Genomic DNA, 25,111 nt, shown 5'->3' on the forward strand with positions numbered 1-25,111 from the left:
TCACCGCACACGTGAACACCGCACACCCGTCCGCGCCCGTGATGCGCGGCTCCGGGACCATGATGAACCTCGGCGACTCGGTCTACGAGCGTCTCCTGCGCGAGCGGATCATCTTCCTCGGCAGCCAGGTCGACGACCAGATCGCCAACCAGCTGGCCGCCCAGATGCTGCTGCTGTCCGCCGAGGACCCCAAGCGCGACATCCACCTGTACATCAACAGCCCCGGCGGCTCGGTCACCGCGGGCATGGCGATCTACGACACGATGCAGTTCATCGACTGCGACGTCGCCACCTACGGGATGGGCCTCGCTGCCTCGATGGGGCAGTTCCTGCTCACCGCCGGCACCGCGGGCAAGCGCTACGCCCTGCCGCACGCGCGGATCATGATGCACCAGCCCTCGGCCGGTGTCGGGGGCACGGCGTCGGACATCGCGATCCAGGCCGACCTGTTCCGCCGTACCAAGAAGGAGCTCAACGAGCTCCAGGCCCAGCACACCGGGCAGACCGTCGAGCGCATCGCCGAGGACTCCGACCGCGACCGCTGGTTCACCGCGGCCGAGGCGCTGGAGTACGGCTTCGTCGACCACGTGGTCACCAAGGCCTCTGCCACGACCGAGACCGACAACCCGGTCACCGAGAACTGACGGTCGGAGGACCTGACATGAGCTTCGAGATGCCGCAGAGCCGGTACATCCTGCCTTCCTTCACCGAGCGCACCAGCTACGGGATGAAGGAGTCCAACCCCTACAACAAGCTCTTCGAGGAGCGCATCATCTTCCTCGGGGTGCAGGTCGACGACGCCAGCGCCAACGACGTCATGGCCCAGCTCATCACGCTGGAGTCCAACGACCCCGACCGCGACATCACGATGTACATCAACAGCCCCGGTGGCTCGTTCACCGCGCTGATGGCCATCTACGACACGATGATGTTCGTCCGCCCCGACATCCAGACCGTCTGCATGGGCCAGGCCGCCTCGGCTGCCGCCGTCCTGCTGGCCGCCGGGACCAAGGGCAAGCGACTGGCACTGCCCTACTCGCGGGTGCTCATCCACCAGCCCTCGGGCGAGGCCGGCGGCCAGGTCACCGACCTGGAGATCCACGCCGCGGAGATCGAGCGCGTGCGCACCCAGATGGAGCAGATCCTGTCCCGGCACACCGGCCGCTCCCAGGAGCAGGTCCGCAAGGACATCGACCGCGACAAGATCCTCACGGCCCAGGAGGCCAAGGAGTACGGGATCGTCGACGAGGTCATCCAGAGCCGGAAGCTCAACGCCCTCCCGGCCTGACGCTCGACCCGGCAGCGCGGTCGGCGGGGTCCTCCGGGGCCCCGCCGACCGCGTGACCGGAGCACGTCCCCGACCCCCGGACCCCCGGGTGCGTCACTGCCCGAGAACGTCGGTGGTGGCCGGTACGGTCGGCGGAACGCCCGATCCCCGGCTCTCGCCGGCTCCCGCCAGAGGCCCGCTGCCCGGCGGGCGGTCATCGACACAACGAACGAGGGCCCTGCCTCCCCGCAGGCCCGCAGTGACTCGGAGGTCAGCCAGGTGGCACGTATCGGTGAGAGCGGCGACCTGCTCAAGTGCTCGTTCTGCGGGAAGAGCCAGAAGCAGGTCAAGAAGCTCATCGCGGGCCCCGGGGTCTACATCTGCGACGAGTGCATCGAGCTGTGCAACGAGATCATCGAGGAGGAGCTCAGCGAGTCCTCGGACCTCAAGTTCGACGAGCTCCCCAAGCCCAAGGAGATCCACGACTTCCTCGAGCAGTACGTGATCGGCCAGGACAAGGCCAAGCGCACGCTCGCGGTCGCCGTCTACAACCACTACAAGCGGATCCAGTCCGGCGGTGAGCGCGGCTCCCGCGACGAGGGCGTGGAGCTGGCCAAGTCCAACATCCTGCTGATGGGGCCCACCGGGTGCGGCAAGACCCACCTGGCGCAGACCCTCGCCCGGATGCTGAACGTGCCCTTCGCGATCGCCGACGCCACGGCGCTGACCGAGGCCGGCTACGTCGGTGAGGACGTCGAGAACATCCTCCTCAAGCTGATCCAGGCCGCCGACTACGACGTCAAGCGCGCCGAGACCGGGATCATCTACATCGACGAGGTCGACAAGATCGCCCGCAAGAGCGAGAACCCCTCGATCACCCGGGACGTCTCCGGTGAGGGCGTGCAGCAGGCGCTGCTGAAGATCCTCGAGGGGACGACGGCCTCGGTGCCGCCGCAGGGCGGTCGCAAGCACCCGCACCAGGAGTTCATCCAGATCGACACCACGAACGTGCTCTTCATCGTGGGTGGCGCCTTCGCCGGCCTGGACAAGGTCATCGAGCAGCGGATCGGCAAGCAGGGGATCGGGTTCGGCGCCGAGGTGCGCGGCAAGGCCGAGGTCGAGGAGGCCAACGCCCTCGCCGAGGTCATGCCCGAGGACCTGCTGAAGTTCGGCATGATCCCCGAGTTCATCGGCCGTCTGCCGGTCATAACCAGCGTGCAGAAGCTGGACCGCGAGGCGCTGATCAACATCCTCACCGAGCCGAAGAACGCCCTGGTGCGCCAGTACCGCCGCCTCTTCGACCTCGACGGCGTGGAGCTCGAGTTCACCGAGGACGCGCTGGAGTCGATCGCCGACCAGGCCATCCTGCGGGGCACCGGCGCCCGTGGGCTCCGGGCGATCATGGAGGAGGTCCTCCAGTCGGTCATGTACGACATCCCCGGCCGCGAGGACGTCGCCACCGTCGTCATCACCCGCGAGGTCGTGATGGACCGGGTCGCCCCGACCATCGTCCCCCGCAAGCCCGTCCGCGAGCGCCGCGAGAAGTCCGCCTGACCTGATCAGCATGTGAACCCCGGAGGCCCAGGACCCACGTGGTCCTGGGCCTCCGGCGTTCGAACCCCGGGCTGTCCACAGGGGGTGCGTCCGGGCGTCCCTCGTCGGCCAGGGTCTGTCCCGTGCACATGCTCTCCGCCCTCGTCCCCCACGGAGCCGGCCGGCGCGACGAGGTCACCCTGGCCAGCAGTTCCAGCAGCGTCGCGCGCTGGCTGTCCGACGGTGACCTGGTCCTGCTGCACCCCGGGGTGGTCGCCCTCCCCGAGCGGGTGCGGGAGTGGGACGTGCGGGCTCGAGCCGCCACGCTGTGAACGCGAGGTCCGCTGAGTCACGGGTCGGCCCTGATCCACCTGGGTCTGCTCCCTCGCGACACAACCCCCGTCCGCGTGACGGTGCCCGCCGACCGGTGGCCGCGGGGCGCAGCTGGCGTCCTGGCGCACCGGACCACCCTGCCGATGCACGTCGTGGAGCACGAGGGGGTCCCGGTGCCGGGCCTGGCTCGCAGCCTGGTCGATGCCTGGGCCTGGGCGTGCTCGACCCGGCTGAACCCGCGAGCGGCCCAGGACCTCCCGGTGGTCCGGCACGCGGTGATCGCCGCATGTCGAGAGGGACGGGTCCGGGTGCAGGACCTGCGGGGGGAGTCAGCAGCCCAGCGGATCCACGCCGGCCGGGTCACGCTGACGACACTGCTCGACCTGGTCGAGCAGGGGTGCCAGAGCGAGCTCGAGGTGTTCGGCGTGCTCCACGTGCTCCGGGCGGCGTCGCTGCCGCGGTGCGTCCAGCAGCACCGGGTGACCCTCCTCGACGGGCGTCGGGTGGTCCTGGACGCCGCCTGGCCGGAGCTCCGGGTGGCCGTGGAGATGGACGGCCACCGCTTCCACGGCGATCGGGCAGCCCGGGAGCGAGACATGCGGCGGGACACGGGCCTCGCGGCGCTGGGATGGATCGTCCTGAGGTTCAGCTACCGGCGGCTCACCTCGGACCCGGAGGGCTGCCGCCGGGAGATCGAGGCCGTGCTGCGGCGCCGGGCTCTCGAGCTCGAGCCCATCCGCTGAACGTGGGTGGCCCAGAACCGACGCGGTCCTGGGCCACCCACGTACAGAGGCCGGGCTACTCGATCGGGGCGAGGACGACCTCGACGGTCATCGGGCCGTCGCCGGCCGACACGGTGAGCTCGGCGATGATGCCGGCGGCCACCAGGTCGCGGCGGACGGCCTCGACCAGGGCGACCTGGGCCGGGGGAGCGTGCACGACCGCGGTCTGCACCGGGGCGCGCATCGACACCTTGGCCTCGCTCTTGGCCTTGCGGACCGCGGCCAGCGCCTCGGCAGCGACGGTCACCAGCTCCGGGTCGCCGTCCCCGGCGAGCTCGTCGGTGGTCGGCCACGGGGCGCGGTGCACCGAGCCGGTCTGCCACCACGACCAGACCTCCTCGGTGGCGAAGGGCAGCACCGGGGCGAGCAGCCGGTTCAGCACCGACAGCGCCGTCGCGAGCCCGGCCTTGGCCGACGCCGCGCCCTCGGCCGGGCCGCCGTCCTCGCCGTAGGCCCGGGTCTTGACCAGCTCGACGTGGTCGTCGCAGAACTGCCAGAAGAAGGTCTCGGTGACCTCCAGCGCCCGGGTGTAGTTGTAGGCCTCCATCGCGGCGGTGGCCTCGGCGACCACCCCGCGCAGCCGGGCCAGCAGGGCGGCATCGACCGGCTCGGTGACCGGCGCTCCGACCAGGTCGGCGGTGGCGCCCAGGCTGCCGAGCACGAACTTGCCGACGTTGAGCAGCTTGATGGCCAGCCGGCGGCCGACCTTCATCTGCACCTCGTCGAAGGGGGAGTCCGCACCCGGGCGGGCCCCGGCGGCGCGCCAGCGGACGGCGTCGGTGCCGTACTTCTGCAGCACGTCGATCGGGGTGGTGGCGTTGCCCTTGGACTTGCTCATCTTCTTGCGGTCGGGGTCGACCACGAACCCGGAGATCGCGGCGTGCGTCCAGGGCACCTGGCCCTGCTCGTAGTGAGCACGGACGACGGTGGAGAACAGCCAGGTGCGGATGATGTCGTGCGCCTGGGGCCGCAGGTCCATCGGGAAGACGTGCGCGAAGAGCTCCGGGTCGGTGTCCCAGCCCGAGGCGACCTGGGGCGACAGCGAGGACGTCGCCCAGGTGTCCATCACGTCGGGGTCGGCCATGAACCCGCCGGGCACGCCGCGCTGGTCGGCGGTGAACCCGTCGGGCACGTCGGAGGACGGGTCGACCGGCAGTGACCCCTCGGGGGCCAGCAGCGGCTGGTCGTAGACCGGCTCACCGGCGTCGTCCAGGCGGTACCAGACCGGGAACGGGACGCCGAAGAACCGCTGCCGGCTGACCAGCCAGTCGCCGTTGAGTCCCTCGACCCAGTTCTCGTAGCGGTGCCGCATGTGCTCGGGGACCCACTGGATCTCCTTGCCGCGGGCCACCAGGGCGGCGCGCAGGTCGGCGTCCCGACCGCCGTTGCGGATGTACCACTGACGGGTGGTGACGATCTCCAGCGGGCGCTCGCCCTTCTCGAAGAACTTCACCGGGTGGGTGATCGGGCGGGGCTCGCCGTCCAGGTCCCCGGACTCGCGCAGCAGCTCGACCATCCGGGCCTGCGCGCTGAACACGGTCTTGCCGGCCAGCTCGGCGTACGGCGCAGCCGGGACGCCGCTGGGGGCGTCGGGGACCAGCCGGCCGTCCCAGCCGACCACCGGGCGGGTGGGCAGCTGGAGCTCGCGCCACCAGGTGACGTCGTTGAGGTCGCCGAAGGTGCAGATCATCGCGATGCCCGAGCCCTTGCCCGGCTCGGCGAGGCGGTGGGCGACCACCGGGACCTCGACACCGAACACCGGCGTGGTCACGGTCTGCCCGAACAGCGGCTGGTAGCGCTCGTCGTCGGGGTGCGCGACCAGGGCCACGCAGGCCGGCAGCAGCTCGGGGCGGGTGGTCTCGATGTGCACCGGGCCGCTGGGGCCGGCGAAGGCGATCCGGTGGTAGGCGCCGGGGCGCTCCCGGTCCTCCAGCTCGGCCTGGGCGACGGCGGTGCGGAAGGTGACGTCCCAGAGGGTCGGGGCCTCCTGGGCGTAGGCCTCCCCGCGCTCCAGGTTGTGCAGGAAGGCCCGCTGGGCGGTGGCCCGGGAGGTCTCGGAGATGGTCCGGTAGACGTTGGACCAGTCGACGGACAGCCCGACCTGGCGCCACAGCTCCTCGAAGGAGTCCTCGTCGACGGCGGTCAGCCGCTCGCACAGCTCGACGAAGTTGCGCCGGCTGATCGGCAGCTGCTCCTTGCCGGGCTTCTCCGGGGGCTCGAACGCCTCGTCGTAGGGCAGCGAGGGGTCGCAGCGCACGCCGTAGTAGTTCTGCACCCGGCGCTCGGTGGGCAGGCCGTTGTCGTCCCAGCCCATCGGGTAGAAGACGTGCTTGCCGGTCATCCGGTGGTAGCGCGCCACGATGTCGGTGTGCGTGTAGCTGAACACGTGCCCGACGTGCAGGGACCCGCTCGCCGTCGGCGGCGGGGTGTCGATCGCGAACGTCTGCGCGCGGGGGGCGGCCAGGGCGGCGGCCCGGTCGAAGCCGTAGACGTCGTCCTCGGCCCAGGCGGCCACCCACTTGGCCTCCAGGCCGTCGAGGGTGGGCTTGTCGGGCACGGTGCCCGGGGCGGTGACGTCTGTGGACATGCCCTCATCCTAGGAAGCCCCGCGACTGGCATCCTGGGCAGGATGACCACCTCCCCGTCCCAGCCCAGGTCCGCCGGGACCGCCCGAGAGCTGGCCCGGGTCGAGGCCGCCCTCCTGGCCCGTTGGCCGGAGACCCGGCTGGAGCCCAGCCTCACCCGCATCTCGGCCCTGCTCGACCTGCTCGGCTCCCCGCACCGGGCCTTCCCCGTCGTCCAGGTGACCGGCACCAACGGCAAGACCACCACCGCCCGGATGGTGGACGAGCTGCTGCGCGGCTTCGGCCTGCGGGTCGGCCGTTTCACCAGCCCGCACCTGGAGACCGTCCGCGAGCGGATCGTCATCGACGGCCGCCCGATCAGCGAGGAGCGGTTCGTCGAGGTCCACGACGACATCGCGCCCTACGTGCAGATGGTCGACGCCGGCAGCGAGGTGCCGCTGTCCTTCTTCGAGGTGGTGGTGGCGATGGCCTACGCCGCCTTCGCCGAGACCCCGGTCGACGTCGCCGTCGTCGAGGTCGGCATGGGCGGCACCTGGGACGCCACCAACGTCGCCGACGCCCGGGTCGCCGTCGTCACCCCGGTCTCGATGGACCACGCCGAGTACCTCGGCCCCGACGTCGCCTCGATCGCGACCGAGAAGGCCGGGATCATCAAGCCCGCGCCGCCGACCGAGGAGGGCGTCCCCGGTCCGGACGTCGTCGCGGTGCTCGCCCACCAGCCCGCCGGCGCCCTGGAGGCCCTGGTGCGCCGGGCCGTCGAGGTCGACGCCACCGTCGCCCGCGAGGGCACCGAGTTCGGCGTGCTCGAGCGCCGGGTCGCCGTGGGCGGCCAGCAGATCCGCGTCCAGGGCCTGGGTGGGGAGTACCCCGAGGTCTACCTGCCGCTGTTCGGCGCGCACCAGGCGCAGAACGCCGCAGTCGCCCTGGCCGCCGTCGAGGCGTTCCTGGGGGCCGGCTCGGCCAGCGGCCCGGTCGACCCCGAGGTGGTCCGCGCCGCGTTCGCCGCCGTCCGCTCGCCGGGGCGGCTGGAGCGGGTGCGCACCTCGCCGTCCGTGCTGGTCGACGCCGCGCACAACCCGGCCGGCATGGCCGCCACCGTCGAGGCGGTGCGGGAGTCCTTCGACTTCACCCGGCTGATCGGCGTGGTGGGCTGTGTCCGGGGCAAGGACGTCGCCGCGATGCTCACCGAGCTCGAGCCGCTGTGCGCCGAGCTGGTGGTCACCCAGAACAGCTCGCCCCGGTCGATCCCGGCCGACGAGCTGGGCGCGATCGCCGTCGACGTGTTCGGGGCCGACCGGGTCAGCGTGCACCCGCAGCTGTTCGAGGCGCTGGAGTCGGCGATCGAGCTGGCCGAGGCCGGCGCCGACCACGCCCTCGGTGGTTCCGGCGTGCTGGTCACCGGCAGCGTGATCACCGCCGGTGAGGCCCGCCGGATGATGGGCGGGAAGAAGAAGTGAGCGCCCCGCAGGCGGCCGACCCGGCCCGGGCGGCCAAGGCGCTGTCGGGGGCGGCTGCGGCCACGGTGCTGCTGGAGGGGATCGCCGTCCTCTTCGTGCCCCGGGCCCTGGCGCCGACCGAGGGGCTGGGCGGGGGAGTCCTCGCCGCGCTGGTCGTGCTGTCGATCGTGCTGATCCTGGCCAGCGGGGTGCAGCGTCGTCCCCAGGGCCTGCTGATCGGCACCGTGCTGCAGGTCCCGCTGCTGGCGACCGGCTTCTTCTCCAGTGCCATGTGGTTCGTTGGCGGGGTCTTCGTGCTGGTGTGGCTGTACCTGCTGCAGATACGCAAGGACCTGGTCGGCACCCGCTTCGGACCGGTGCCGGAGTCCCCGGTCGTCGAGGGCCCGTAGCCTCTCGGGCGTGTCCGAACCCACCACCGAACGTTCCCTCGTCCTCGTCAAGCCCGACGGCGTCGCCCGCGGCCTGGTCGGCGAGGTCGTCAGCCGCCTGGAGGCCAAGGGCCTGCGCCTGGTCGCCGCCGAGCTCCGCACCCTGCCCCGCGAGGTCGCCGAGCAGCACTACGCCGAGCACAGCGAGCGGCCGTTCTTCGGCTCGCTCGTCGAGTTCATCACCGGCGGTCCGCTGCTGGCCCTGGTCGTCGAGGGCCCCCGCGCCATCGAGGCCTTCCGCGCGCTGGCCGGCGCCACCGACCCGGTCAAGGCCGCCCCCGGCACCATCCGGGGCGACCTGGCCCTCGAGGTGCAGAACAACATCGTGCACGGCTCGGACTCGCCCGAGTCGGCCACCCGCGAGATCGGCCTGTTCTTCCCCGCTCTGTGAGCTGATGGAGTGCCAGGGACGCGGATTCCGCGCCCTGGCACTCCACCTCGGGCGGCTACCCTCGACTCCGCTATGACTGTCGAGAGCCTGTACCCCCGTCTCGAGCCGCTTCTCGCCCAGGTGCAGAAGCCGATCCAGTACGTCGGTGGTGAGCTCAACGCCCAGACCAAGCCGTGGGACGACGTCGCCGTCCACTGGGCGCTCATGTACCCCGACGCCTACGAGGTCGGCCTGCCCAACCAGGGTCTGATGATCCTGTACGAGGTGCTCAACGAGCGCACCGACGCCCTGGCCGAGCGCACGTACGCCGTGTGGCCGGACCTCGCCGGGCTGATGCGGGAGGCCGGGGTCGGTCAGTTCACCCTGGAGAACCACCGCCCGGTGCACGACTTCGACTTCCTCGGGGTCAGCTTCGCCACCGAGCTGGGCTACACCAACCTGCTCGACGCCCTGGACCTCGCCGGCATCCCGCTGCACGCGGTCGACCGCGACGAGCGCCACCCGGTCGTCGTCGCCGGCGGGCACGCCGCCTTCAACCCCGAGCCGGTCAGCGACTTCGTCGACTGCGCCGTGCTGGGGGACGGCGAGCAGGTCGTCGGGGACATGACCGACGTGCACAGCGCCTGGCAGGCCGAGGGCAGGCCGGGTGGCCGCACCGAGCTGCTGGCCCGCCTCTCCCGGGTCGAGGGCGTCTACGTGCCGCAGTTCTACGCGGTCACGTACCAGCCCGACGGCACCATCGCGGCCTTCACGCCCACCCGGGACGACGTCCCGACCCGGGTCGCCAAGCGCACCGTGATGGACCTCGACGAGTGGCCCTACCCCAAGCAGCCGCTGGTCCCGCTGGCCGAGAGCGTGCACGAGCGGATGAGCGTGGAGATCTTCCGCGGCTGCACCCGCGGCTGCCGCTTCTGCCAGGCCGGGATGATCACCCGCCCGGTGCGCGAGCGGACCATCACCGGCATCGGCTCGATGGTCGACGCCGGGCTCAAGGCCACCGGGTACGAGGAGGTGGGCCTGCTCTCGCTGAGCAGCGCCGACCACTCCGAGATCGGGCAGCTGGCCAAGGAGCTCGCCGACCGGTACGAGGGCACCAACACCGGCCTCTCGCTGCCCTCGACGCGGGTGGACGCCTTCAACGTCACGCTGGCCAACGAGCTCTCCCGCAACGGACGGCGCTCCGGGCTCACCTTCGCCCCCGAGGGCGGCAGCGAGCGGATCCGCCGGGTGATCAACAAGACCGTGTCCAAGGAGGACCTGGTCCGCACGGTCACCACGGCCTACGCCAACGGCTGGCGCCAGGTGAAGCTGTACTTCATGTGCGGTCTGCCCACCGAGACCGACGAGGACGTGCTGGAGATCGCCGAGCTCGCCGTCGAGGTCATCCGGGCCGGCCGGGAGGCCGCGGGCAACCGGGACATCCGCTGCACGGTGTCCATCGGCGGGTTCGTGCCCAAGCCGCACACCCCGTTCCAGTGGGCCGCCCAGGCCTCGGCGGAGACCATCGACCACCGGCTCAAGGTGCTGCGCGACGCGATCAACGCCGACCGCCGGATCGGCCGCTCCATCGGCCTGCGATACCACGACGGCAAGCCCGGGGTCATCGAGGGACTGCTGTCCCGCGGCGACCGTCGGGTCGGCCGGGTCATCGAGCGGGTCTGGCGCGACGGCGGGCACTTCGACGGCTGGAGCGAGCACTTCTCCTACGACCGCTGGGCCACCGCCGCTGCCGAGGAGCTGGCGCCCTTCGGGCTCGACCTGGCCTGGTACACGACCCGGGAGCGCGGTGAGCACGAGGTGCTGCCGTGGGACCACCTGGAGTCGGGCCTGGACAAGGAGTGGCTCTGGGACGACTGGCAGGACGCCCTGGACGAGGACGAGGTCGCCGACTGCCGGTGGACCCCCTGCTACGACTGCGGGGTCTGCCCGACCATGGGCACCGACATCCAGATCGGGCCCACCGGTCGTTCGCTCATCCCGCTCACGCCCATCGGGGCCGGCCCGCGGCCCCAGGTCACCGCCCAGGTCGACGTGGGTGTCGAGGCGAACGCCGCGGACCCGGTCCACACGCACTGATGGCGCGCACCCCCGACGGTCCGCCGCCCCCGCCGACGGTCCAGAAGCTGCGGCTGCGCTACACCAAGCGCGGTCCGCTGCGGTTCGCCTCGCACCGGGACCTGGCGCGCGCCCTGGAACGGGCGCTGCGCCGGGCCCAGGTGCCGATGGCGTTCTCCGCCGGCTTCAGCCCGCACCCCAAGATCAGCTACATGGGCGCGGCCCCCACCGGGGCCGCCTCGGAGGCCGAGTACGTCGAGATCGGGCTCGCCGTCCGGTGCGACCCGGAGGCCGTCCGGGTGGCCCTGGACGCCTCGCTGCCCCCGGGCATCGACGTGCTGGAGTGCGTCGAGGCGGCCGAGGGGACCGGGGGACTGGCCGACCGGCTGGACGCCACCGTCTGGCGGATCGACCTGGCCGGCGTGGACGTCGCCGAGCTCGCCGCAGCGACCGAGGCCCTGCTCGCCGCCGAGGTGGTGACGGTCTCCAAGCGCACCAAGAACGGCCCGCGGGACATCGACGCCCGGGCTGCCGTCGTCTCCGCCTCGGTGTCGGAGGGGGCAGGTTGTGCCATACTGCACATGGTGGTACGGCAGCTGACGCCGACCGTACGACCGGACGACGTGTTGGCCGCTCTCGCTGCCGTCGCCGACCTGCACCCGCCGTTGCCCCCACGGGCCGTGCGTGAGGCGCAGGGCCGGCTCGACGACAGCGGTGAGGTGGCCGATCCGCTCGGGCCCGACCGCGAGGCCGGCTCCCGCTGCCAGGGGGAGCCCCAGCCGGTCTGACCCCTGGGGAGCCGGCTGCGCGACCGACACAGCACCGTCGCCCCGCACCACGTCTGCCAGCCGTGGCGCACCCCGTCTCCGTGCAGGACCGCTCCACCCGTGAGCCAGCTCCGCCGAACGCGTACCGCCCGCACCACCCAGACACCGCACCACCAGCACCATCCCCAGACTTCAGTGGGTCGGACGCACTGCCGATCACCGGCAGTCCGACCTGCCCGACCCGCGTCCCTGCGCGGCCGCCAGTCGTCGAGGAGACGATCGGCGCCCGGGGGCGCACCAGGAGGCGAGCCCTCAGTGGCCGACGACCAGACCACCCCCGAGACACTCGACACCACCCCGGAGAACGACCCGGCGCAGGTGCAGCCCGAGCAGCTCGACCCGCAGGCCCCGGCCGACGCCGAGGGCGACGAGGAGGCCCCGGCCGACCTCGAGGTCGACCCCGAGGCCCCCGCGGACGCCGACCCGGCCGCCGTCCTGGCCGAAGAGCCGTCCTCGGAGGCGCCCGCCGAGCCCGAGGCCGAGCCCCGACTGCGGGCGGACGCCGAGACCCTCGAGGCCGCGGCCATCCCGCCCTCGCGTTCCACGGAGGCCCCCTCCGACGCCGAGGCCCCGCGCTTCGGCGCCCAGTTCAGCTCCCCGGAGCCCACCAGCGTCACCGCCCGTCCCCGCCGCCGGGCCACCCGCCCCGCGCTGGCTGCCGACCCCGACTCCGTCGAGCCGGCCCCCGCTGCCGCCCCGACCCGGCCGGCGTTCGTGAGCTTCGTGGCCCCGGCCGCCGAGGCAGCCGAAGCAGCTCCGGCCCCCCGCCGGCGCAGCCGCCGCGCGCAGGCCGAGACGCCCGCCGAGGCCCCGGTCGACACCCCGACCCAGGACGACGCCCCCGCCGCCGAGCGGGACGACGACCAGCCGGCCGAGAAGCCCGCGCGCCGCAGCCGGTCCCGCCGCAAGACCGCCGCCGAGCGGGCCGCGGAGGCCGCCGAGGCGCAGGAGCAGGAGGAGACCGAGCCGGTCGTCCTGCCCGCCCCCGGCGACGACACCGCAGCCGAGGACACCACGGCCGAGGAGTCCGAGGACTCCGACGACGACACCGAGGACTCCGACGACTCGTCGGCCGGCAGCCGGCGCCGGCGTCGTGGCCGCCGCGGCCGCGGCCGGGGCCGCACCGACGAGGACGACGCCGACCGCGACGAGTCGCCCGACCAGGGCACGGCCACCGACGAGCAGCCCGGCACCGACGGCGACTCCGAGGACGACGAGGACGGCGCCGACTCCGAGGACGGGCAGGGCTCCAGCACCCGCCGTCGCCGCCGTCGTCGCCGCCGTGGCGAGAGCACCGGGGCGACCGCCGACACCACCGACAGCTCCGACGACGACCGGCCCGAGCGCGCCGGCCGCAACGGCCGGGACTCCAGCGACGACGCCGTGCGCGGTGTGGCCGGCTCCACCCGGCTGGAGGCCAAGCGCCAGCGCCGCCGGGACGGCCGGGACACCGGTCGCAAGCGCGCCCCGATCCTCAGCGAGTCCGAGTTCCTGGCCCGCCGCGAGGCCGTGGACCGGGCGATGGTCATCCGCCAGCAGGGCGACCGCACCCAGATCGCCGTCCTCGAGGACGACGTGCTGGTCGAGCACTACGTGACCCAGGCGCAGTCGGCGTCCTTCGCCGGCAACGTGTACCTGGGCCGGGTGCAGAACGTGCTGCCCTCGATGGAGGCCGCGTTCGTCGACGTCGGCAAGGGCCGCAACGCCGTGCTCTACGCCGGTGAGGTCAACTGGGAGACCGCCGGGCTCTCCGGCAAGTCGCGCTCGATCGAGCAGGCCCTGAAGTCCGGGGACAAGGTCCTGGTGCAGGTCACCAAGGACCCGATCGGCCACAAGGGTGCCCGGCTGACCCAGCAGATCAACCTGCCCGGCCGCTTCCTGGTCTACGTGCCCGGCGGCTCGATGACCGGGATCAGCCGCAAGCTGCCCGACAACGAGCGCCAGCGGCTCAAGGACATCCTCAAGAAGATCGTCCCCGAGGACGCCGGCGTGATCATCCGGACCGCCGCGGAGGGTGCCTCGGAGGAGGAGCTCACCCGCGACGTGGCCCGGCTGCAGGCGCAGTGGGAGGTCATCCAGACCAAGGCGAAGTCCACCAGCACCGCTCCGACGTTGCTCTACGGCGAGCCCGACCTGGCGATCCGGGTCATCCGCGACGTGTTCAACGAGGACTTCAAGCGGCTGGTCGTCCAGGGCTCGGACGCCTGGGACACCGTCGAGGCCTACGTCGCGCACGTCTCCCCGGAGCTCTCCGAGCGGCTGTCGCGCTACACCGGCAACGGCGACGTCTTCCGCGAGCTGCGGGTCGACGAGCAGCTGCTCAAGGCACTGGACCGCAAGGTCTGGCTGCCCTCGGGTGGCTCGCTGGTCATCGACCGCACCGAGGCCATGACCGTCGTCGACGTCAACACCGGGAAGTTCACCGGCTCCGGCGGCAACCTGGAGCAGACCGTCACCCGCAACAACATCGAGGCCGCCGAGGAGATCGTCCGCCAGCTCCGGCTGCGCGACATCGGCGGCATGATCGTCATCGACTTCATCGACATGGTGCTGGAGAGCAACCGGGAGCTGGTCCTGCGCCGGCTGACCGAGTGCCTGGGCCGGGACCGCACCAAGCACCAGGTCGCCGAGGTGACCTCGCTGGGTCTGGTCCAGATGACCCGCAAGCGGGTGGGCCAGGGTCTGCTCGAGGTCTTCTCCGAGCCCTGCGAGCACTGCCGCGGACGCGGCGTGGTCGTGCACCTGGACCCGGTCGACGAGAAGAAGCGCTCCGGGGGCAGCCCGGCGCCGGCGCCGTCCGCCCCGAACGGCAACGCCTCGAACGGCAACGGCTCCACCGGCAACGGACGACGGGGCAACGGCTCGACCCCGGCTCCCGAGGTCGTCGAGGAGGCCCCGGCCGCCGAGGCGCCCGCCGCGTCCACCGACGAGGAGCAGCCGCAGGAGTCCTCCGGGCGCTCCGGCCGCCGCAGCCGGGGTCGCCGCAACCGCGGTCAGTCCGGTGAGGCCCGGGCCGCCGAGGACGCCGCCGTGCTGGCCGGTGCCCGCGGGGACGACGGGGACACCCCCGCGCCCCCGGTCGAGGAGGAGGACGGCCAGCTGGCCGTCGACACCTCCGAGACCGAGCTCGAGCTGCCCCCCGCCGCGGACGCGGTGACCGAGGACATCGCGGCCACCTCGCCCGAGGGCGACGCCGCCCCGGAGCCCGACGAGCAGCCGCAGGCCGAGCTCCCGGTCGAGGAGGTCCCGGTCGAGGAGGCCCCCGTCGAGGAGGCCCCGGCCGAGGCGGAGGTCGAGGCGGAGGTCGAGGCCACGGCCGAGCCGGAGGCCCCGGTCGAGCAGGAGCCCGAGCCCCAGCCCGCGCCGGTCGAGGCAGCCGCCCCGGCCCGGCCGCGGCGCCGTCGGGCAGCCAGCCGCCCGGCGGGCCCGCCGGCCTGATCGGACGCCCCGGCGGGTGGGACCACGGTCTCCCGCCGGGGGTTCGACCCGGACGGTCGGCCTCGGGTACGCTGTCAGGGTTGCTCCGTCCGGAGCGGCTGCTGCCCTGCGCCCCGTGCGCCGCCGGCGGCGCCCCCGGATCGTGAACAGCCCGTCCCGCACACCGGTCCCGACCGGGGTGCGCCCAGGACAACGAAGACCTATCGAGGAGTCAGTGGTGTACGCAGTCGTCAAGGCCGGTGGCAAGCAGCACAAGGTGGTCGTGGGTGACACGTTCACCGTCAACCGCCTGTCCGGAGCAGCTGGTGACACCGTCGCCTTGCCCGCCGTGCTCCTGGTCGACGGGGACACCGTCACCAGCGAGGCCGGTGCCCTCGCGGGGGTCACCGTGACCGGTGAGATCGTCGGGCACGCCAAGGGCCCGAAGATCAAGATCCACAAGTTCAAGAACAAGACCGGCTACCACAAGCGTCAGGGACACCGTCAGCCCCTGACCGACGTCGTCGTCACCGCCATCGACACGAAGAAGGGCTGAGCACCTCATGGCTCACAAGAAGGGCGCATCGTCGTCCCGCAACGGTCGTGACTCGAACTCCCAGCGTCTGGGTGTGAAGCGCTTCGGCGGCCAGGTCGTCAAGGCCGGCGAGATCATCGTCCGCCAGCGCGGCACCCACTTCCACCCGGGTCTCGGCGTCGGCCGCGGCAAGGACGACACCCTCTTCGCGCTCGCCCCGGGCGCCGTCGAGTTCGGCCGCCGTCGTGGCCGCCGCGTCGTCAACGTGCAGGCCGTCGAGCCCGCGCTGGCTCCCGCCGTCTGACCTCAGCACCAGCGTGATCCGGGCCCGGCGGGATCTCCCGCCGGGCCCGCTCGCGTCCCACCCCGCACACACCGCGCCACCGATCAGAGAGAGGCGGCGATCATGGCCGCTTTCATCGACCGTGTGACCGTGCACGTGTCCGCCGGCAACGGGGGGCACGGCGTCAGCTCCGTGCACCGCGAGAAGTTCAAGCCCCTGGGCGGCCCCGACGGGGGCAACGGCGGGGACGGCGGGGACGTCGTCCTCGAGGTCGACTCCGGCGTCCACACCCTGCTGGACTTCCACCACCACCCGCACCAGAAGGCCCCCAACGGCAAGCCGGGCGCCGGCAGCAACCGCAACGGCGCCCGCGGCGAGGACGCCGTGCTGCGCGTCCCCGAGGGCACCGTCGTGACCACCGCCGACGGTGAGGTCCTCGCCGACCTGATGGGCATCGGCACCCGGGTCGTCATCGCCGCCGGCGGACGGGGCGGGCTCGGCAACGCCGCACTGGCCAACGCCCGGCGCAAGGCCCCCGGCTTCGCCCTGCTCGGCGAACCCGGCGAGACCGTGGACGCCGTCCTCGAGCTCAAGAGCGTCGCCGACGTCGGCCTGGTCGGGTTCCCCTCGGCCGGGAAGTCGTCGCTGGTCGCGGCGATGAGCGCGGCCAAGCCCAAGATCGCCGACTACCCGTTCACCACCCTGGTGCCCAACCTGGGCGTCATCCGCTCCGGTGGGGTCACCTACACGATGGCCGACGTCCCCGGCCTGATCCCCGGTGCCTCCACCGGCCGCGGCCTGGGCCTGCAGTTCCTCCGGCACGTCGAGCGCTGCGCCGTGCTGGTGCACGTGGTCGACATGGCCACGATGGAGCCCGGCCGCGACCCCGAGACCGACATCGCGGCGCTGGAGCACGAGCTCGCGCTGTACTCCACCGACCAGTCGCCCGAGGGCGAGGACGCCGGCGAGGGCATCGACCTGGTCGGCCGGCTGAAGATCGCCGTGCTGAACAAGATCGACGTCCCGGACGGCCGCGAGCTGGTCGACCTGGTGCGCACCGCCCTGGAGGCCCGCGGACTGCAGGTCTTCCCGATCAGCGCGGTCACCGGCGAGGGCCTGCCCGAGCTCGGCTACGCCCTGGCGTCCGCGGTCGAGGCGCACCGCGCCTCGCTGCCCGCCCCCGAGGCCACCCGGATCACCCTCACCCCCCGCGCGGTCGACGACGGCGGCTTCACCGTCGAGCCCGACCCGCGCACCGACGGCTGGATGGTCCTGGGCGTCCGCCCCTCCCGCTGGGTGCGGCAGACCGACTTCAGCAACGACGAGGCCGTGGGCTACCTCGCCGACCGGCTCAACCGGCTCGGCGTGGAGATCGCGCTGGCCAAGGCCGGGGCCAAGCCCGGCGACGCGATCACCGTCGGCGACGTCACCTTCGACTGGGAGCCCACGCTGCCCGCCGGAACGCTCACAGTAGAGGAGACCGCCGGCCTGGGTGGCCGTGGCACCGACGTCCGGCTGGAGAACAACACCCGGCCGCGTGCCGAGGACCGGCTCGCGGCCAAGAAGCTGCGCCGCACGCCGTACGAGCTCATCGAGGAGTACCCCGACGAGCTGTGGGACGACGACCGGGCATGAGCACCCGGGCCGACGTCGCCGGGGCGCACCGGGTCGTGGTCAAGGTGGGGTCCTCCTCGCTGACCACGCTGGCCGACGGGCTGGACACCGAGCGCCTGCGTGCCCTGGTCGACGTGCTCGCCGCGCTGCGGGCCGACGGCCGGGAGGTCGTGCTGGTCTCCTCCGGGGCGATCGCGGCCGGCCTTGCCCCGCTCGGGCTCACCGGGAAGCCCCGTGACCTGGCCACCGCCCAGGCCGCGGCCAGCGTCGGTCAGCTCCGGCTGGTGCAGACCTACGCCGACGCCTTCGCCGCGCACGGGGTCACCGTCGGGCAGGTGCTGCTCACCGCCGACGACCTGACCCGCCGCGGGCACTACCGCAACGCCCGGCAGACCGTCGACCGGCTCCTCGCCCTCGGGGTGCTGCCGATCGTCAACGAGAACGACACCGTGGCCACCGAGGAGATCCGGTTCGGCGACAACGACCGGCTCGCCGCCATGGTCGCCCACCTCGCCGTCGCCGACGCCCTGGTGCTGCTGTCCGACGTCGACGGCGTCCACGACGGCGACCCGCGGACCGGCCCGACGCAGAGGATCGACACCGTGCACACCGCCGAGGACCTCGCCGCGGTCGCGCTGGGCTCGGCCTCGCGCAACGGCGTGGGCACCGGCGGGATGGCCACCAAGGTCGAGGCCGCGCTCATCGCCGCCAACGCCGGGGTGCCCGTCGTCGTCACCTCCACCCCCCAGGCCGGCGCCGCGCTGGCCGGGGAACCGGTGGGCACGCTGTTCGCCGCCCGCGGCCGCCGTCCGTCGGCCCGGCAGTTCTGGCTGCGGTACGCCACCCGCCCGCGGGGTCGGGTGCTGCTGGACGCCGGTGCGGTCACCGCGGTGGTCGAGCGGGGCGCCTCGCTGCTGGCCGCCGGCATCACCGGCGTCGTGGGGGACTTCCTGGCCGACGACCCGGTGGAGCTCGCCGGACCGGACGGCGTCGTCGTGGCCCGGGGCCTGGTGTCCTACGACGCACGCGAGCTGCCCGCGGTGCTCGGCCGCAAGACCGCCGACCTGGACCCCGAGCACCGCCGCGAGGTCGTGCACCGCGACGAGATGGTGCTGGTCCGGGCACGGCTCTCGACCGATCCGGTCGCCTGAGAGACTGCTCGGCGTGGCACTCCGTCCCATCCGTGAACTCGGCGACCCGGTGCTCCGCACCCCCTGCGACCCGGTCCGGTCCTTCGACCGTCAGCTGGCCGACCTGGTCCGCGACCTCGAGGAGACCGTCGACCACCCCGGCCGCGCCGGGCTGGCCGCCAACCAGATCGGCGTCTCGCTGCGGGTCTTCTCCTACAACGTGGACGGCGTCATCGGCCACCTGGTCAACCCGGTGATCACCGAGCGGTCCGAGGAGACCCAGGACGGCGACGAGGGCTGCCTGTCCGTCCCCGGGTTGTTCGCCCCCACCGTGCGGGCGATGCACTGCGTCGCCGAGGGCGTGGACGTGCACGGCGAGCCGCTGCGGCTGGAGGGGGAGGGCCTGATGGCCCGCTGCCTGCAGCACGAGGTGGACCACCTCGACGGGAAGGTCTTCCTCGACCGGCTGGTGGGCGACGCCCGCAAGCAGGCCTTCCGGGCGCTCCGCGGCTGAGCAGTCAGCCCTGACGGCTGAGTACATTGCACGAGTGCCCGACGTCTCCGCCCTGCCGCTGATCGGTGCCGCGGCCCTGCAGGCCCGTGCGGCCGCCCGGGTGCTGCGCACGCTGCCCACCCAGACCAAGGACGCCGCGCTGCTGGCGATGGCCGACGCGCTGGTGGCGCACACCGAGGACGTGCTGGCCGCCAACGCCGCCGACGTCGAGACCGCCCGCGCCGGTGGCACCCCGGAGTCGGTGCTCGACCGGCTGCGGCTGGACGCCGACCGCGTCGCCGGCACCGCGGATGCGCTGCGCCAGCTGGTCACCCTCCCCGACCCGGTGGGCGACGTCGTCCGCGGGTCCACGCTGGTCAACGGGCTGCAGCTGCGGCAGGTCCGGGTGCCCCTCGGTGTGGTCGGGATCGTCTACGAGGCCCGCCCCAACGTCACCGTCGACGCCGCCGGGCTGTGCCTGAAGAGCGGCAACGCGGCCCTGCTGCGGGGCTCGGCCTCGGCGTACCGCACCAACGAGGCGCTGGTCGCCGTCCTCACCGAGGCCGCCGAGAAGGCCGGCCTGCCCGCCGGGTCGATCGCGCTGCTGCCGGCCGACCGGGCCTCGGTGGGGGAGCTGCTGCACGCCCGCGGCCTGGTCGACGTGGTGATCCCGCGCGGGGGAGCGGCCCTCATCCAGCGGGTGGTCACCGAGTCCACCGTCCCGGTGATCGAGACCGGCGTCGGCAACTGCCACGTCTACGTGGACGCCTCCGCCGACGGCGCGATGGCCGAGGCGATCGTGCTCAACGCCAAGACCCACCGGGTCAGCGTCTGCAACTCCGCGGAGTCGCTGCTGGTGCACGCGGACTCCCCGCACCTGGGTCGGCTGCTCACCGCGCTGGTGGACGCCGGGGTCACGCTGCACGGGGACGACGCGGCGCAGGCGGCGCACCCGGCCGTCGTCCCGGCCACCGACGAGGACTGGGCCACCGAGTACCTGTCGATGGACATGGCCGTGCGGGTCGTCGCCGACCTGCCGACGGCGCTGGACCACATCGCCACCTGGGGCAGCGGGCACTCCGAGGCCATCGTCGCGGACTCCGCGACCGCGATCGCCGACTTCACCGCCGGGGTCGACGCCGCTGCCGTGCTGGTCAACGCCTCCACCCGGTTCACCGACGGCGGGGAGTTCGGCTTCGGTGCCGAGATCGGCATCTCCACCCAGAAGCTGCACGCCCGCGGCCCGCTCGGCCTGCCCGAGCTGACCTCGACCACCTACGTCGTGACCGGTTCCGGTCACACCCGCTGAGCCCGTCCCCGAGGAGCCCCGTGCCCGCGCAGCCGCTGCAGTCCGCCCAGTTCGCCGACGTGGCGGACGTGACCGCCCGGCTCTCGGCCGCGGGGTACCTGCCCGACGCCCAGATCGCGACCACCGTCTTCCTGGCCGACCGGCTGGGCAAGCCGCTGCTGGTCGAGGGCCCCGCCGGGGTGGGCAAGACCGAGCTGGCCAAGGCGCTGGCCACCGCGACGTCCTCGGAGCTCATCCGGCTGCAGTGCTACGAGGGGCTGGACGAGGCCCGCGCGCTGTACGAGTGGAACTACAAGAAGCAGCTGCTGCGCATCCAGGCGTCCCAGAACAGCGCGGACGGCGGTGACTGGGGCGACCTGCACGACGACGTGTTCGGCGAGGAGTTCCTGCTGTCCCGCCCGCTGCTCACCGCCATCCGGCGCACCGGGCCGACCGTGCTCCTCATCGACGAGACCGACAAGGCCGACGTCGAGGTGGAGGGCCTGCTGCTGGAGGTGCTCAGCGACTTCCAGGTCACCATCCCCGAGATCGGCACCATCGTGGCCACCCGACGTCCGCTGGTGGTGCTGACCTCCAACGCCACCCGCGAGCTCTCCGAGGCGCTCAAGCGCCGTTGCCTCTACCTGTCACTGGACTACCCCAGTGCCGAGCGGGAGCGGGAGATCGTGCTGTCCCGGGTGCCCGACCTGGCACCCGCGCTGGCCGACCAGCTGGTCCGCACGGTGCGGGCACTGCGGGCGCTGGAGCTGAAGAAGTCCCCGTCGATCTCGGAGACGCTGGACTGGGCCCAGACGCTGCTGGCCCTGGGTTTCGACACCCTGGACTCCGACGCGGTCAAGGCCACGCTGGGCGTCGTCCTCAAGCACGCCAGCGACCAGACCCGGGCCGCGGCCGAGCTGCGGCTGAACTGATGGACTCCCCGGCCACGGGCGGGCTGGTCGCCCACCTGGACGGGTTCGTCCGGGCGGTGCGCGAGGCCGGCATCCCGGTCGGCATCACCGGCGCGGTCGACGCCGCCCAGGTGCTCACCGTGGTGGACCTGCTCGACCGGGAGCAGCTGCGGCACGGCCTGGCCGCGGTGCTGCTGCAGCAGGCGGCCCAGCGGGCGACCTACGACGTGCTGTTCGACCTGTGGTGGCCGCTGTCGGACCGGCCGGTGGTTCCTGCCGCCGAGGACGAGCCGGCCGACACCGACCCGGACGACGGGGTTCCCGACGCCGACCGGATGGCCGCGCTGGCCGCGGAGCTGCGGGCCGAGCTCCTGGCGAAGCTGCAGGACGGCGACGACGAGGAGCTGCGCCGCTTCGCCCGGCTCGCCGTGGAGGTGCTGGGTCAGGGGCAGCCCTCGCCGTCCGGGCAGTCGTTCTTCTCCTACCGCGTGCTGCGCGCGCTGTCCCCGGACACGCTGGTCGCCCAGCTGCTGGCCGGCCTGCTCGGGGACGCCCCCCGCGGCGGGCTGGACGAGCAGGTGGCCCGGCAGACCGTCCGCGAGCGGCTGGCCACCTTCCGGGCTGCCGTGGAGGCCGAGGTGCGCCGCCGGTCGGCCGCCGAGCGGGGGCGGGACCGGGTGGCCCGCACCGCTGTCAAGCCGCTGGCCGACCAGGTCGACTTCCTCCGCGCCCAGTCCGCCGACCTCGCCGAGCTGCGCCGGTCGGTGGCCCCGCTGGCCCGGCGGCTGGCCGCGCGGCTCTCGGCCCGCCGCCGGCTGGGGCGTGACGGCCGGCTGGACTTCCGGAAGACCGTGCGCGCCTCGCTGGCCACCGGCGGCGTCCCGGTGGTCACCCACCACAAGCCGCGGGCGGTGCACAAGCCCGAACTGGTCGTGCTGTGCGACATCAGCGGCTCGGTCGCCGGTTTCAGCCACTTCACCCTGATGCTCACCCAGGCGCTGCGCGAGCACTTCTCCGGGGTGCGGGCCTTCGCCTTCGTGGACTCCACCGACGAGGTCACCCGGTTCTTCGCACCCGGTGCCGACGTCGCCGACGCCGTGCAGCGGATCGGCCGGGAGGCCGACGTGGTGTCGTTCGACGGGCACAGCGACTACGGCAACGCCTTCGAGGTGTTCGCCGAGAAGTGGCCCGGCGCCGTCGGTCCCAAGACGTCGCTGCTGGTGCTGGGTGACGGCCGCACCAACTACCGGCAGCCCGGCCTGCCGGTGCTCGCCGACCTGGTGCGCCGCTCCCGCTCGGCCTACTGGCTCAACCCGGAGCCGCGCCGGTTGTGGGGGGAGCGGTGACTCCGCGGCCGACCGGTACGGCGAGGTGCTGCCGATGATCGAGGTGCGCACCGCGGCCCAACTGGCGGACTTCGTCACGACGCTCTGAGCAGGTCGTTCGCCGTGGCAACGGTCCCGCTGACGAAATACCGGCCGTGGGCGTATCCAGAACCCCCCCGGTGCCGTTTCTCAGGACGGATCCGGCAGCTGCACCGCCGATCCGCTGCAGGACCCGGGACGGCGCGAGCCGGCCGCTCCGGGCGATCGGCGACACGGGGGCGCCGGTCGCGGCGCGAGGCCCGGTCGGGGTGGCGGTGACGCCCTCCGGCCGGGCTGCTGTCGTCCCTGCCGTCTCGCTGTCCGACCCCCGCGCGCCGTCCCGGGCTAGGCTCGGACGGTGGCAGGCAGTCGACTGGGCGTGATGGGCGGGACGTTCGACCCCGTGCACCACGGTCACCTCGTCGCCGCCAGCGAGGTCGCGAGCCTGTTCGGGCTCGACGAGGTGGTCTTCGTGCCGACCGGTGAGCCCTGGCAGAAGGCCGACCGCGAGGTCAGTCCCGCCGAGGACCGCTACCTGATGACGGTCATCGCCACCGCCTCCAACCCGAGGTTCTCCGTCAGCCGGGTCGACGTCGACCGCGGCACCACCACCTACACGATCGACACGCTCACCGACCTGCGCCGGCAGCGGCCCGACGCCGAGCTGTTCTTCATCACCGGCGCCGACGCCCTGGCCCAGATCGTGGGCTGGCGGGACACCGAGCGGCTCTTCGACCTGGCGCACTTCGTCGGGGTCACCCGGCCCGGCTACCAGCTGGCCGACGCCGACCTGCCGCACGGGGCGGTGAGCCTGGTCGAGATCCCCGCCCTGGCGATCAGCTCCACCGACTGCCGGGAACGCGTCGCCCGGGGGATGCCGGTCTGGTACCTCGTCCCCGACGGCGTCGTGCAGTACATCGAGAAGCGCGGCCTCTACCAGGACGGCCGCCCGCCGACCCCGCCCGGGCGTCTCTCGTGACGCCCACCCCCCACGCTGGGCCCACCCCGGGCACCGGCACCACCGAGCTCCAGGAGACACCCCGATGACCGCCTCGACAGAGGCCCGCGACACCGCGCTGTGGGCCGCCCAGGCTGCAGCCGACAAGCTCGCCACCGACGTGTCCATCGTCGACGTCAGCGACCGGCTGGCCATCACCGACGCCTTCGTGCTGGCCTCGGCACCCAGCGAACGCCAGGTCCAGGCCATCGTCGACGGCGTGGAGGAGGCCCTGCGCGAGCACGGCCTCAAGCCCGTCCGTCGCGAGGGCGTGGCCGAGGCCCGCTGGGTCCTGCTGGACTTCGTCGACGTCGTGGTGCACGTCCAGCACGCCGAGGAGCGGGCCTACTACTCCCTCGAGCGGCTCTGGAAGGACTGCCCGACCATCCCGTTCACCGACGCCGCGCTCGCTGCCGCCGGCCGCTCGCAGCCGGTGACCGAGGACGTGACCGTCGATGGCGTGACCGACGACGTGGCGCCTGCCGACGAGGCCGGGGACGTGGTCTCCGGTGGCGTGTCCGGGGAGGGCGAGTCGGCCGAGGCCGCGCTCGACCCGGCGACCGCGCACGCGCCCGAGGCCGACACCACCCGATGAGCCAGGGCGCCCCCGTCGCGCCCCCCGCCGTCGCACCACCCCGGGTCACCCGGCTGCTGGTGTGGCGGCACGGGCGCACCGAGTGGAACGCCAGTGGTCGCTTCCAGGGCCAGCTCGACCCGCCGCTGGACGCGACCGGCCGACGGCAGGCCACCGACGCCGCCGCCGACCTGGTCACCTCCGGTCTGCCCGCCGACGCACTCGTGGTCAGCAGCGACCTGGTCCGGGGCCCGGGAGACCGCCCAGGCCCTCGGCGACCGGCTCGGCGTCCCGGTGCGGGTCGACGAGCGGCTGCGCGAGCACGGGCTGGGCAGCTGGGAGGGCCGCACCCGCGACGAGGTCGCGTGTGACCTGCCCGAGCAGTACGCGGACTGGATGGCCGGTCGCCCGGTGCGCGGCCGCGGCGGCGAGGACCCGGCCGAGGTCGCCCGCCGCGCGCAGGCGGCCCCTGGCCGACCTCCCGGCGGCACCGGTGGCGGGTGGTGGTCACCCACGGTGGCACCGGTGGCCGGCTGATCGAGGCGCTGCTGGGCCTGGGCCCGGAGCACCGCCGGGTGTTCGGCCCGCTGGCCAACTGCCACTGGACCGAGCTGGCCTTCCAGGGCACCCGCTGGCGGGTGCTGCGGCACAACGTCGGTGCCCCGTCGGCAGGCCCGGGCGAGGGTGCGGCCCGGCGCTCGGGCGCCGACACCGGACCCGACGTCGCCGAGGCCGCCGGGGTCTCCGATGCGCCGCTGGACCGTGGCGCGACCCCCGACGACGCCGCCCCTGCTGCCGGCACGCCCACCGACGCCGACGCCGGGCTCTGAGCGACGGCTAGCCTCCG

Annotated in this window: 20 protein-coding genes and 3 pseudogenes; 22 read left to right on the forward strand and 1 reads right to left on the reverse strand. The window is 73.3% G+C overall.

From position 1 onward, the window contains the following. The first annotated feature begins 41 nt into the window (after positions 1-41). The 5 genes from F1C76_17030 to F1C76_17050 all read left to right on the forward strand — a co-directional run bounded on the left by F1C76_17030 (position 42) and on the right by F1C76_17050 (position 3,876). The gene (locus F1C76_17030) at positions 42-644 is read left to right on the forward strand and encodes an ATP-dependent Clp protease proteolytic subunit (protein QNG39329.1); all 603 of its coding nucleotides are present in this window, start codon (positions 42-44) and stop codon (positions 642-644) included. A gap of 17 nt (positions 645-661) precedes the next feature. Beyond that, complete coding sequence (locus F1C76_17035; GenBank protein ID QNG38052.1) at positions 662-1,288, forward strand: ATP-dependent Clp protease proteolytic subunit; 627 nt, start codon at positions 662-664, stop codon at positions 1,286-1,288. A 258-nt stretch (positions 1,289-1,546) separates the two neighbouring features. Continuing rightward, entirely contained in the window at positions 1,547-2,821 is a 1,275-nt protein-coding gene (gene clpX, locus F1C76_17040; GenBank protein ID QNG38053.1) for an ATP-dependent Clp protease ATP-binding subunit ClpX, read from the forward strand. A 122-nt stretch (positions 2,822-2,943) separates the two neighbouring features. Then, the gene (locus F1C76_17045; GenBank protein QNG38054.1) at positions 2,944-3,132 is read left to right on the forward strand and encodes a hypothetical protein; all 189 of its coding nucleotides are present in this window, start codon (positions 2,944-2,946) and stop codon (positions 3,130-3,132) included. Positions 3,133-3,207: 75 nt separating this feature from the next. Next, a complete protein-coding gene (locus F1C76_17050; protein QNG38055.1) occupies positions 3,208-3,876 on the forward strand; it encodes a DUF559 domain-containing protein in 669 nt (222 codons plus the stop codon). A 55-nt stretch (positions 3,877-3,931) separates the two neighbouring features. On the opposite strand, the gene valS is transcribed toward F1C76_17050, so the two are convergent. Then, positions 3,932-6,502 (reverse strand): valine--tRNA ligase, encoded by a 2,571-nt coding sequence (valS, locus tag F1C76_17055; protein ID QNG38056.1) that lies wholly within the window; start codon positions 6,500-6,502, stop codon positions 3,932-3,934. Between the two features lie 42 nt (positions 6,503-6,544). Here valS and F1C76_17060 point away from each other — a divergent pair, with 42 nt between their 5' ends. From F1C76_17060 to F1C76_17140, 17 genes and pseudogenes are all read left to right on the forward strand, one after another. Next, positions 6,545-7,957 (forward strand): bifunctional folylpolyglutamate synthase/dihydrofolate synthase, encoded by a 1,413-nt coding sequence (locus tag F1C76_17060; protein QNG38057.1) that lies wholly within the window; start codon positions 6,545-6,547, stop codon positions 7,955-7,957. Beyond that, positions 7,954-8,346 (forward strand): DUF4233 domain-containing protein, encoded by a 393-nt coding sequence (locus F1C76_17065; GenBank protein QNG38058.1) that lies wholly within the window; start codon positions 7,954-7,956, stop codon positions 8,344-8,346. Before F1C76_17060 ends, F1C76_17065 begins: the two co-directional genes overlap by 4 nt. Positions 8,347-8,356: 10 nt before the next feature. Further along, on the forward strand, positions 8,357-8,776 hold the full coding sequence (locus F1C76_17070) for a nucleoside-diphosphate kinase (GenBank protein QNG38059.1): 420 nt from the start codon (positions 8,357-8,359) through the stop codon (positions 8,774-8,776). A 72-nt stretch (positions 8,777-8,848) separates the two neighbouring features. Next, positions 8,849-10,771: pseudogene (locus F1C76_17075) on the forward strand (TIGR03960 family B12-binding radical SAM protein). An 80-nt stretch (positions 10,772-10,851) separates the two neighbouring features. Then, positions 10,852-11,619 (forward strand): DUF2344 domain-containing protein, encoded by a 768-nt coding sequence (locus F1C76_17080; protein ID QNG38060.1) that lies wholly within the window; start codon positions 10,852-10,854, stop codon positions 11,617-11,619. Between the two features lie 357 nt (positions 11,620-11,976). After that, positions 11,977-15,096: a ribonuclease E/G gene (locus F1C76_17085; GenBank protein ID QNG39330.1), complete on the forward strand. Its 3,120-nt coding sequence runs from the start codon at positions 11,977-11,979 to the stop codon at positions 15,094-15,096. A gap of 217 nt (positions 15,097-15,313) precedes the next feature. Beyond that, positions 15,314-15,631, forward strand: a complete 318-nt coding sequence (rplU, locus tag F1C76_17090; GenBank protein QNG38061.1) for a 50S ribosomal protein L21 — start codon at positions 15,314-15,316, stop codon at positions 15,629-15,631. Positions 15,632-15,638: 7 nt separating this feature from the next. Continuing rightward, the gene (locus tag F1C76_17095) at positions 15,639-15,914 is read left to right on the forward strand and encodes a 50S ribosomal protein L27 (GenBank protein ID QNG38062.1); all 276 of its coding nucleotides are present in this window, start codon (positions 15,639-15,641) and stop codon (positions 15,912-15,914) included. Between the two features lie 102 nt (positions 15,915-16,016). Beyond that, positions 16,017-17,528, forward strand: coding sequence for a GTPase ObgE (gene obgE / locus F1C76_17100; protein QNG38063.1), 1,512 nt, complete (start codon positions 16,017-16,019; stop codon positions 17,526-17,528). Then, positions 17,525-18,658 carry a glutamate 5-kinase gene (locus F1C76_17105; protein ID QNG38064.1) on the forward strand — a complete coding sequence of 378 codons (1,134 nt, stop codon included), beginning with the start codon at positions 17,525-17,527 and terminating at the stop codon, positions 18,656-18,658. Before obgE ends, F1C76_17105 begins: the two co-directional genes overlap by 4 nt. Positions 18,659-18,671: 13 nt before the next feature. Beyond that, positions 18,672-19,151 carry a peptide deformylase gene (gene def / locus F1C76_17110; protein QNG38065.1) on the forward strand — a complete coding sequence of 160 codons (480 nt, stop codon included), beginning with the start codon at positions 18,672-18,674 and terminating at the stop codon, positions 19,149-19,151. A gap of 10 nt (positions 19,152-19,161) precedes the next feature. Next, entirely contained in the window at positions 19,162-20,439 is a 1,278-nt protein-coding gene (locus F1C76_17115) for a glutamate-5-semialdehyde dehydrogenase (protein ID QNG38066.1), read from the forward strand. Positions 20,440-20,459: 20 nt separating this feature from the next. Further along, positions 20,460-21,350, forward strand: coding sequence for a MoxR family ATPase (locus F1C76_17120; GenBank protein ID QNG38067.1), 891 nt, complete (start codon positions 20,460-20,462; stop codon positions 21,348-21,350). Continuing rightward, positions 21,350-22,763, forward strand: a pseudogene (locus F1C76_17125) (VWA domain-containing protein). Before F1C76_17120 ends, F1C76_17125 begins: the two are co-directional and overlap by 1 nt. Before the next feature lie 312 nt (positions 22,764-23,075). Beyond that, a complete protein-coding gene (locus F1C76_17130; protein ID QNG39331.1) occupies positions 23,076-23,672 on the forward strand; it encodes a nicotinate-nucleotide adenylyltransferase in 597 nt (198 codons plus the stop codon). A 64-nt stretch (positions 23,673-23,736) separates the two neighbouring features. Continuing rightward, complete coding sequence (gene rsfS, locus F1C76_17135) at positions 23,737-24,285, forward strand: ribosome silencing factor (GenBank protein ID QNG38068.1); 549 nt, start codon at positions 23,737-23,739, stop codon at positions 24,283-24,285. Continuing rightward, a pseudogene (locus F1C76_17140) lies at positions 24,282-25,094 on the forward strand (histidine phosphatase family protein). The gene rsfS and the pseudogene F1C76_17140 overlap by 4 nt, the downstream one beginning before the upstream one ends. The last annotated feature ends 17 nt before the right edge of the window (positions 25,095-25,111 follow it).

It is taken from the genome of Geodermatophilaceae bacterium NBWT11, assembly GCA_014218215.1.
Lineage (GTDB): Bacteria > Actinomycetota > Actinomycetes > Mycobacteriales > Geodermatophilaceae > Klenkia.

Coding starts and splice junctions, on each gene's coding strand:
- F1C76_17080 (QNG38060.1), top strand. CDS start 10,852: ATGGCGCGCACCCCCGACGGTCCGCCGCCCCCGCCGACGGTCCAGAAG.
- F1C76_17035 (QNG38052.1), top strand. CDS start 662: ATGAGCTTCGAGATGCCGCAGAGCCGGTACATCCTGCCTTCCTTCACC.
- F1C76_17105 (QNG38064.1), top strand. CDS start 17,525: ATGAGCACCCGGGCCGACGTCGCCGGGGCGCACCGGGTCGTGGTCAAG.
- F1C76_17095 (QNG38062.1), top strand. CDS start 15,639: ATGGCTCACAAGAAGGGCGCATCGTCGTCCCGCAACGGTCGTGACTCG.
- F1C76_17060 (QNG38057.1), top strand. CDS start 6,545: ATGACCACCTCCCCGTCCCAGCCCAGGTCCGCCGGGACCGCCCGAGAG.
- valS (QNG38056.1), bottom strand. CDS start 6,502: ATGTCCACAGACGTCACCGCCCCGGGCACCGTGCCCGACAAGCCCACC.
- F1C76_17030 (QNG39329.1), top strand. CDS start 42: ATGCGCGGCTCCGGGACCATGATGAACCTCGGCGACTCGGTCTACGAG.
- obgE (QNG38063.1), top strand. CDS start 16,017: ATGGCCGCTTTCATCGACCGTGTGACCGTGCACGTGTCCGCCGGCAAC.
- rsfS (QNG38068.1), top strand. CDS start 23,737: ATGACCGCCTCGACAGAGGCCCGCGACACCGCGCTGTGGGCCGCCCAG.
- F1C76_17130 (QNG39331.1), top strand. CDS start 23,076: ATGGGCGGGACGTTCGACCCCGTGCACCACGGTCACCTCGTCGCCGCC.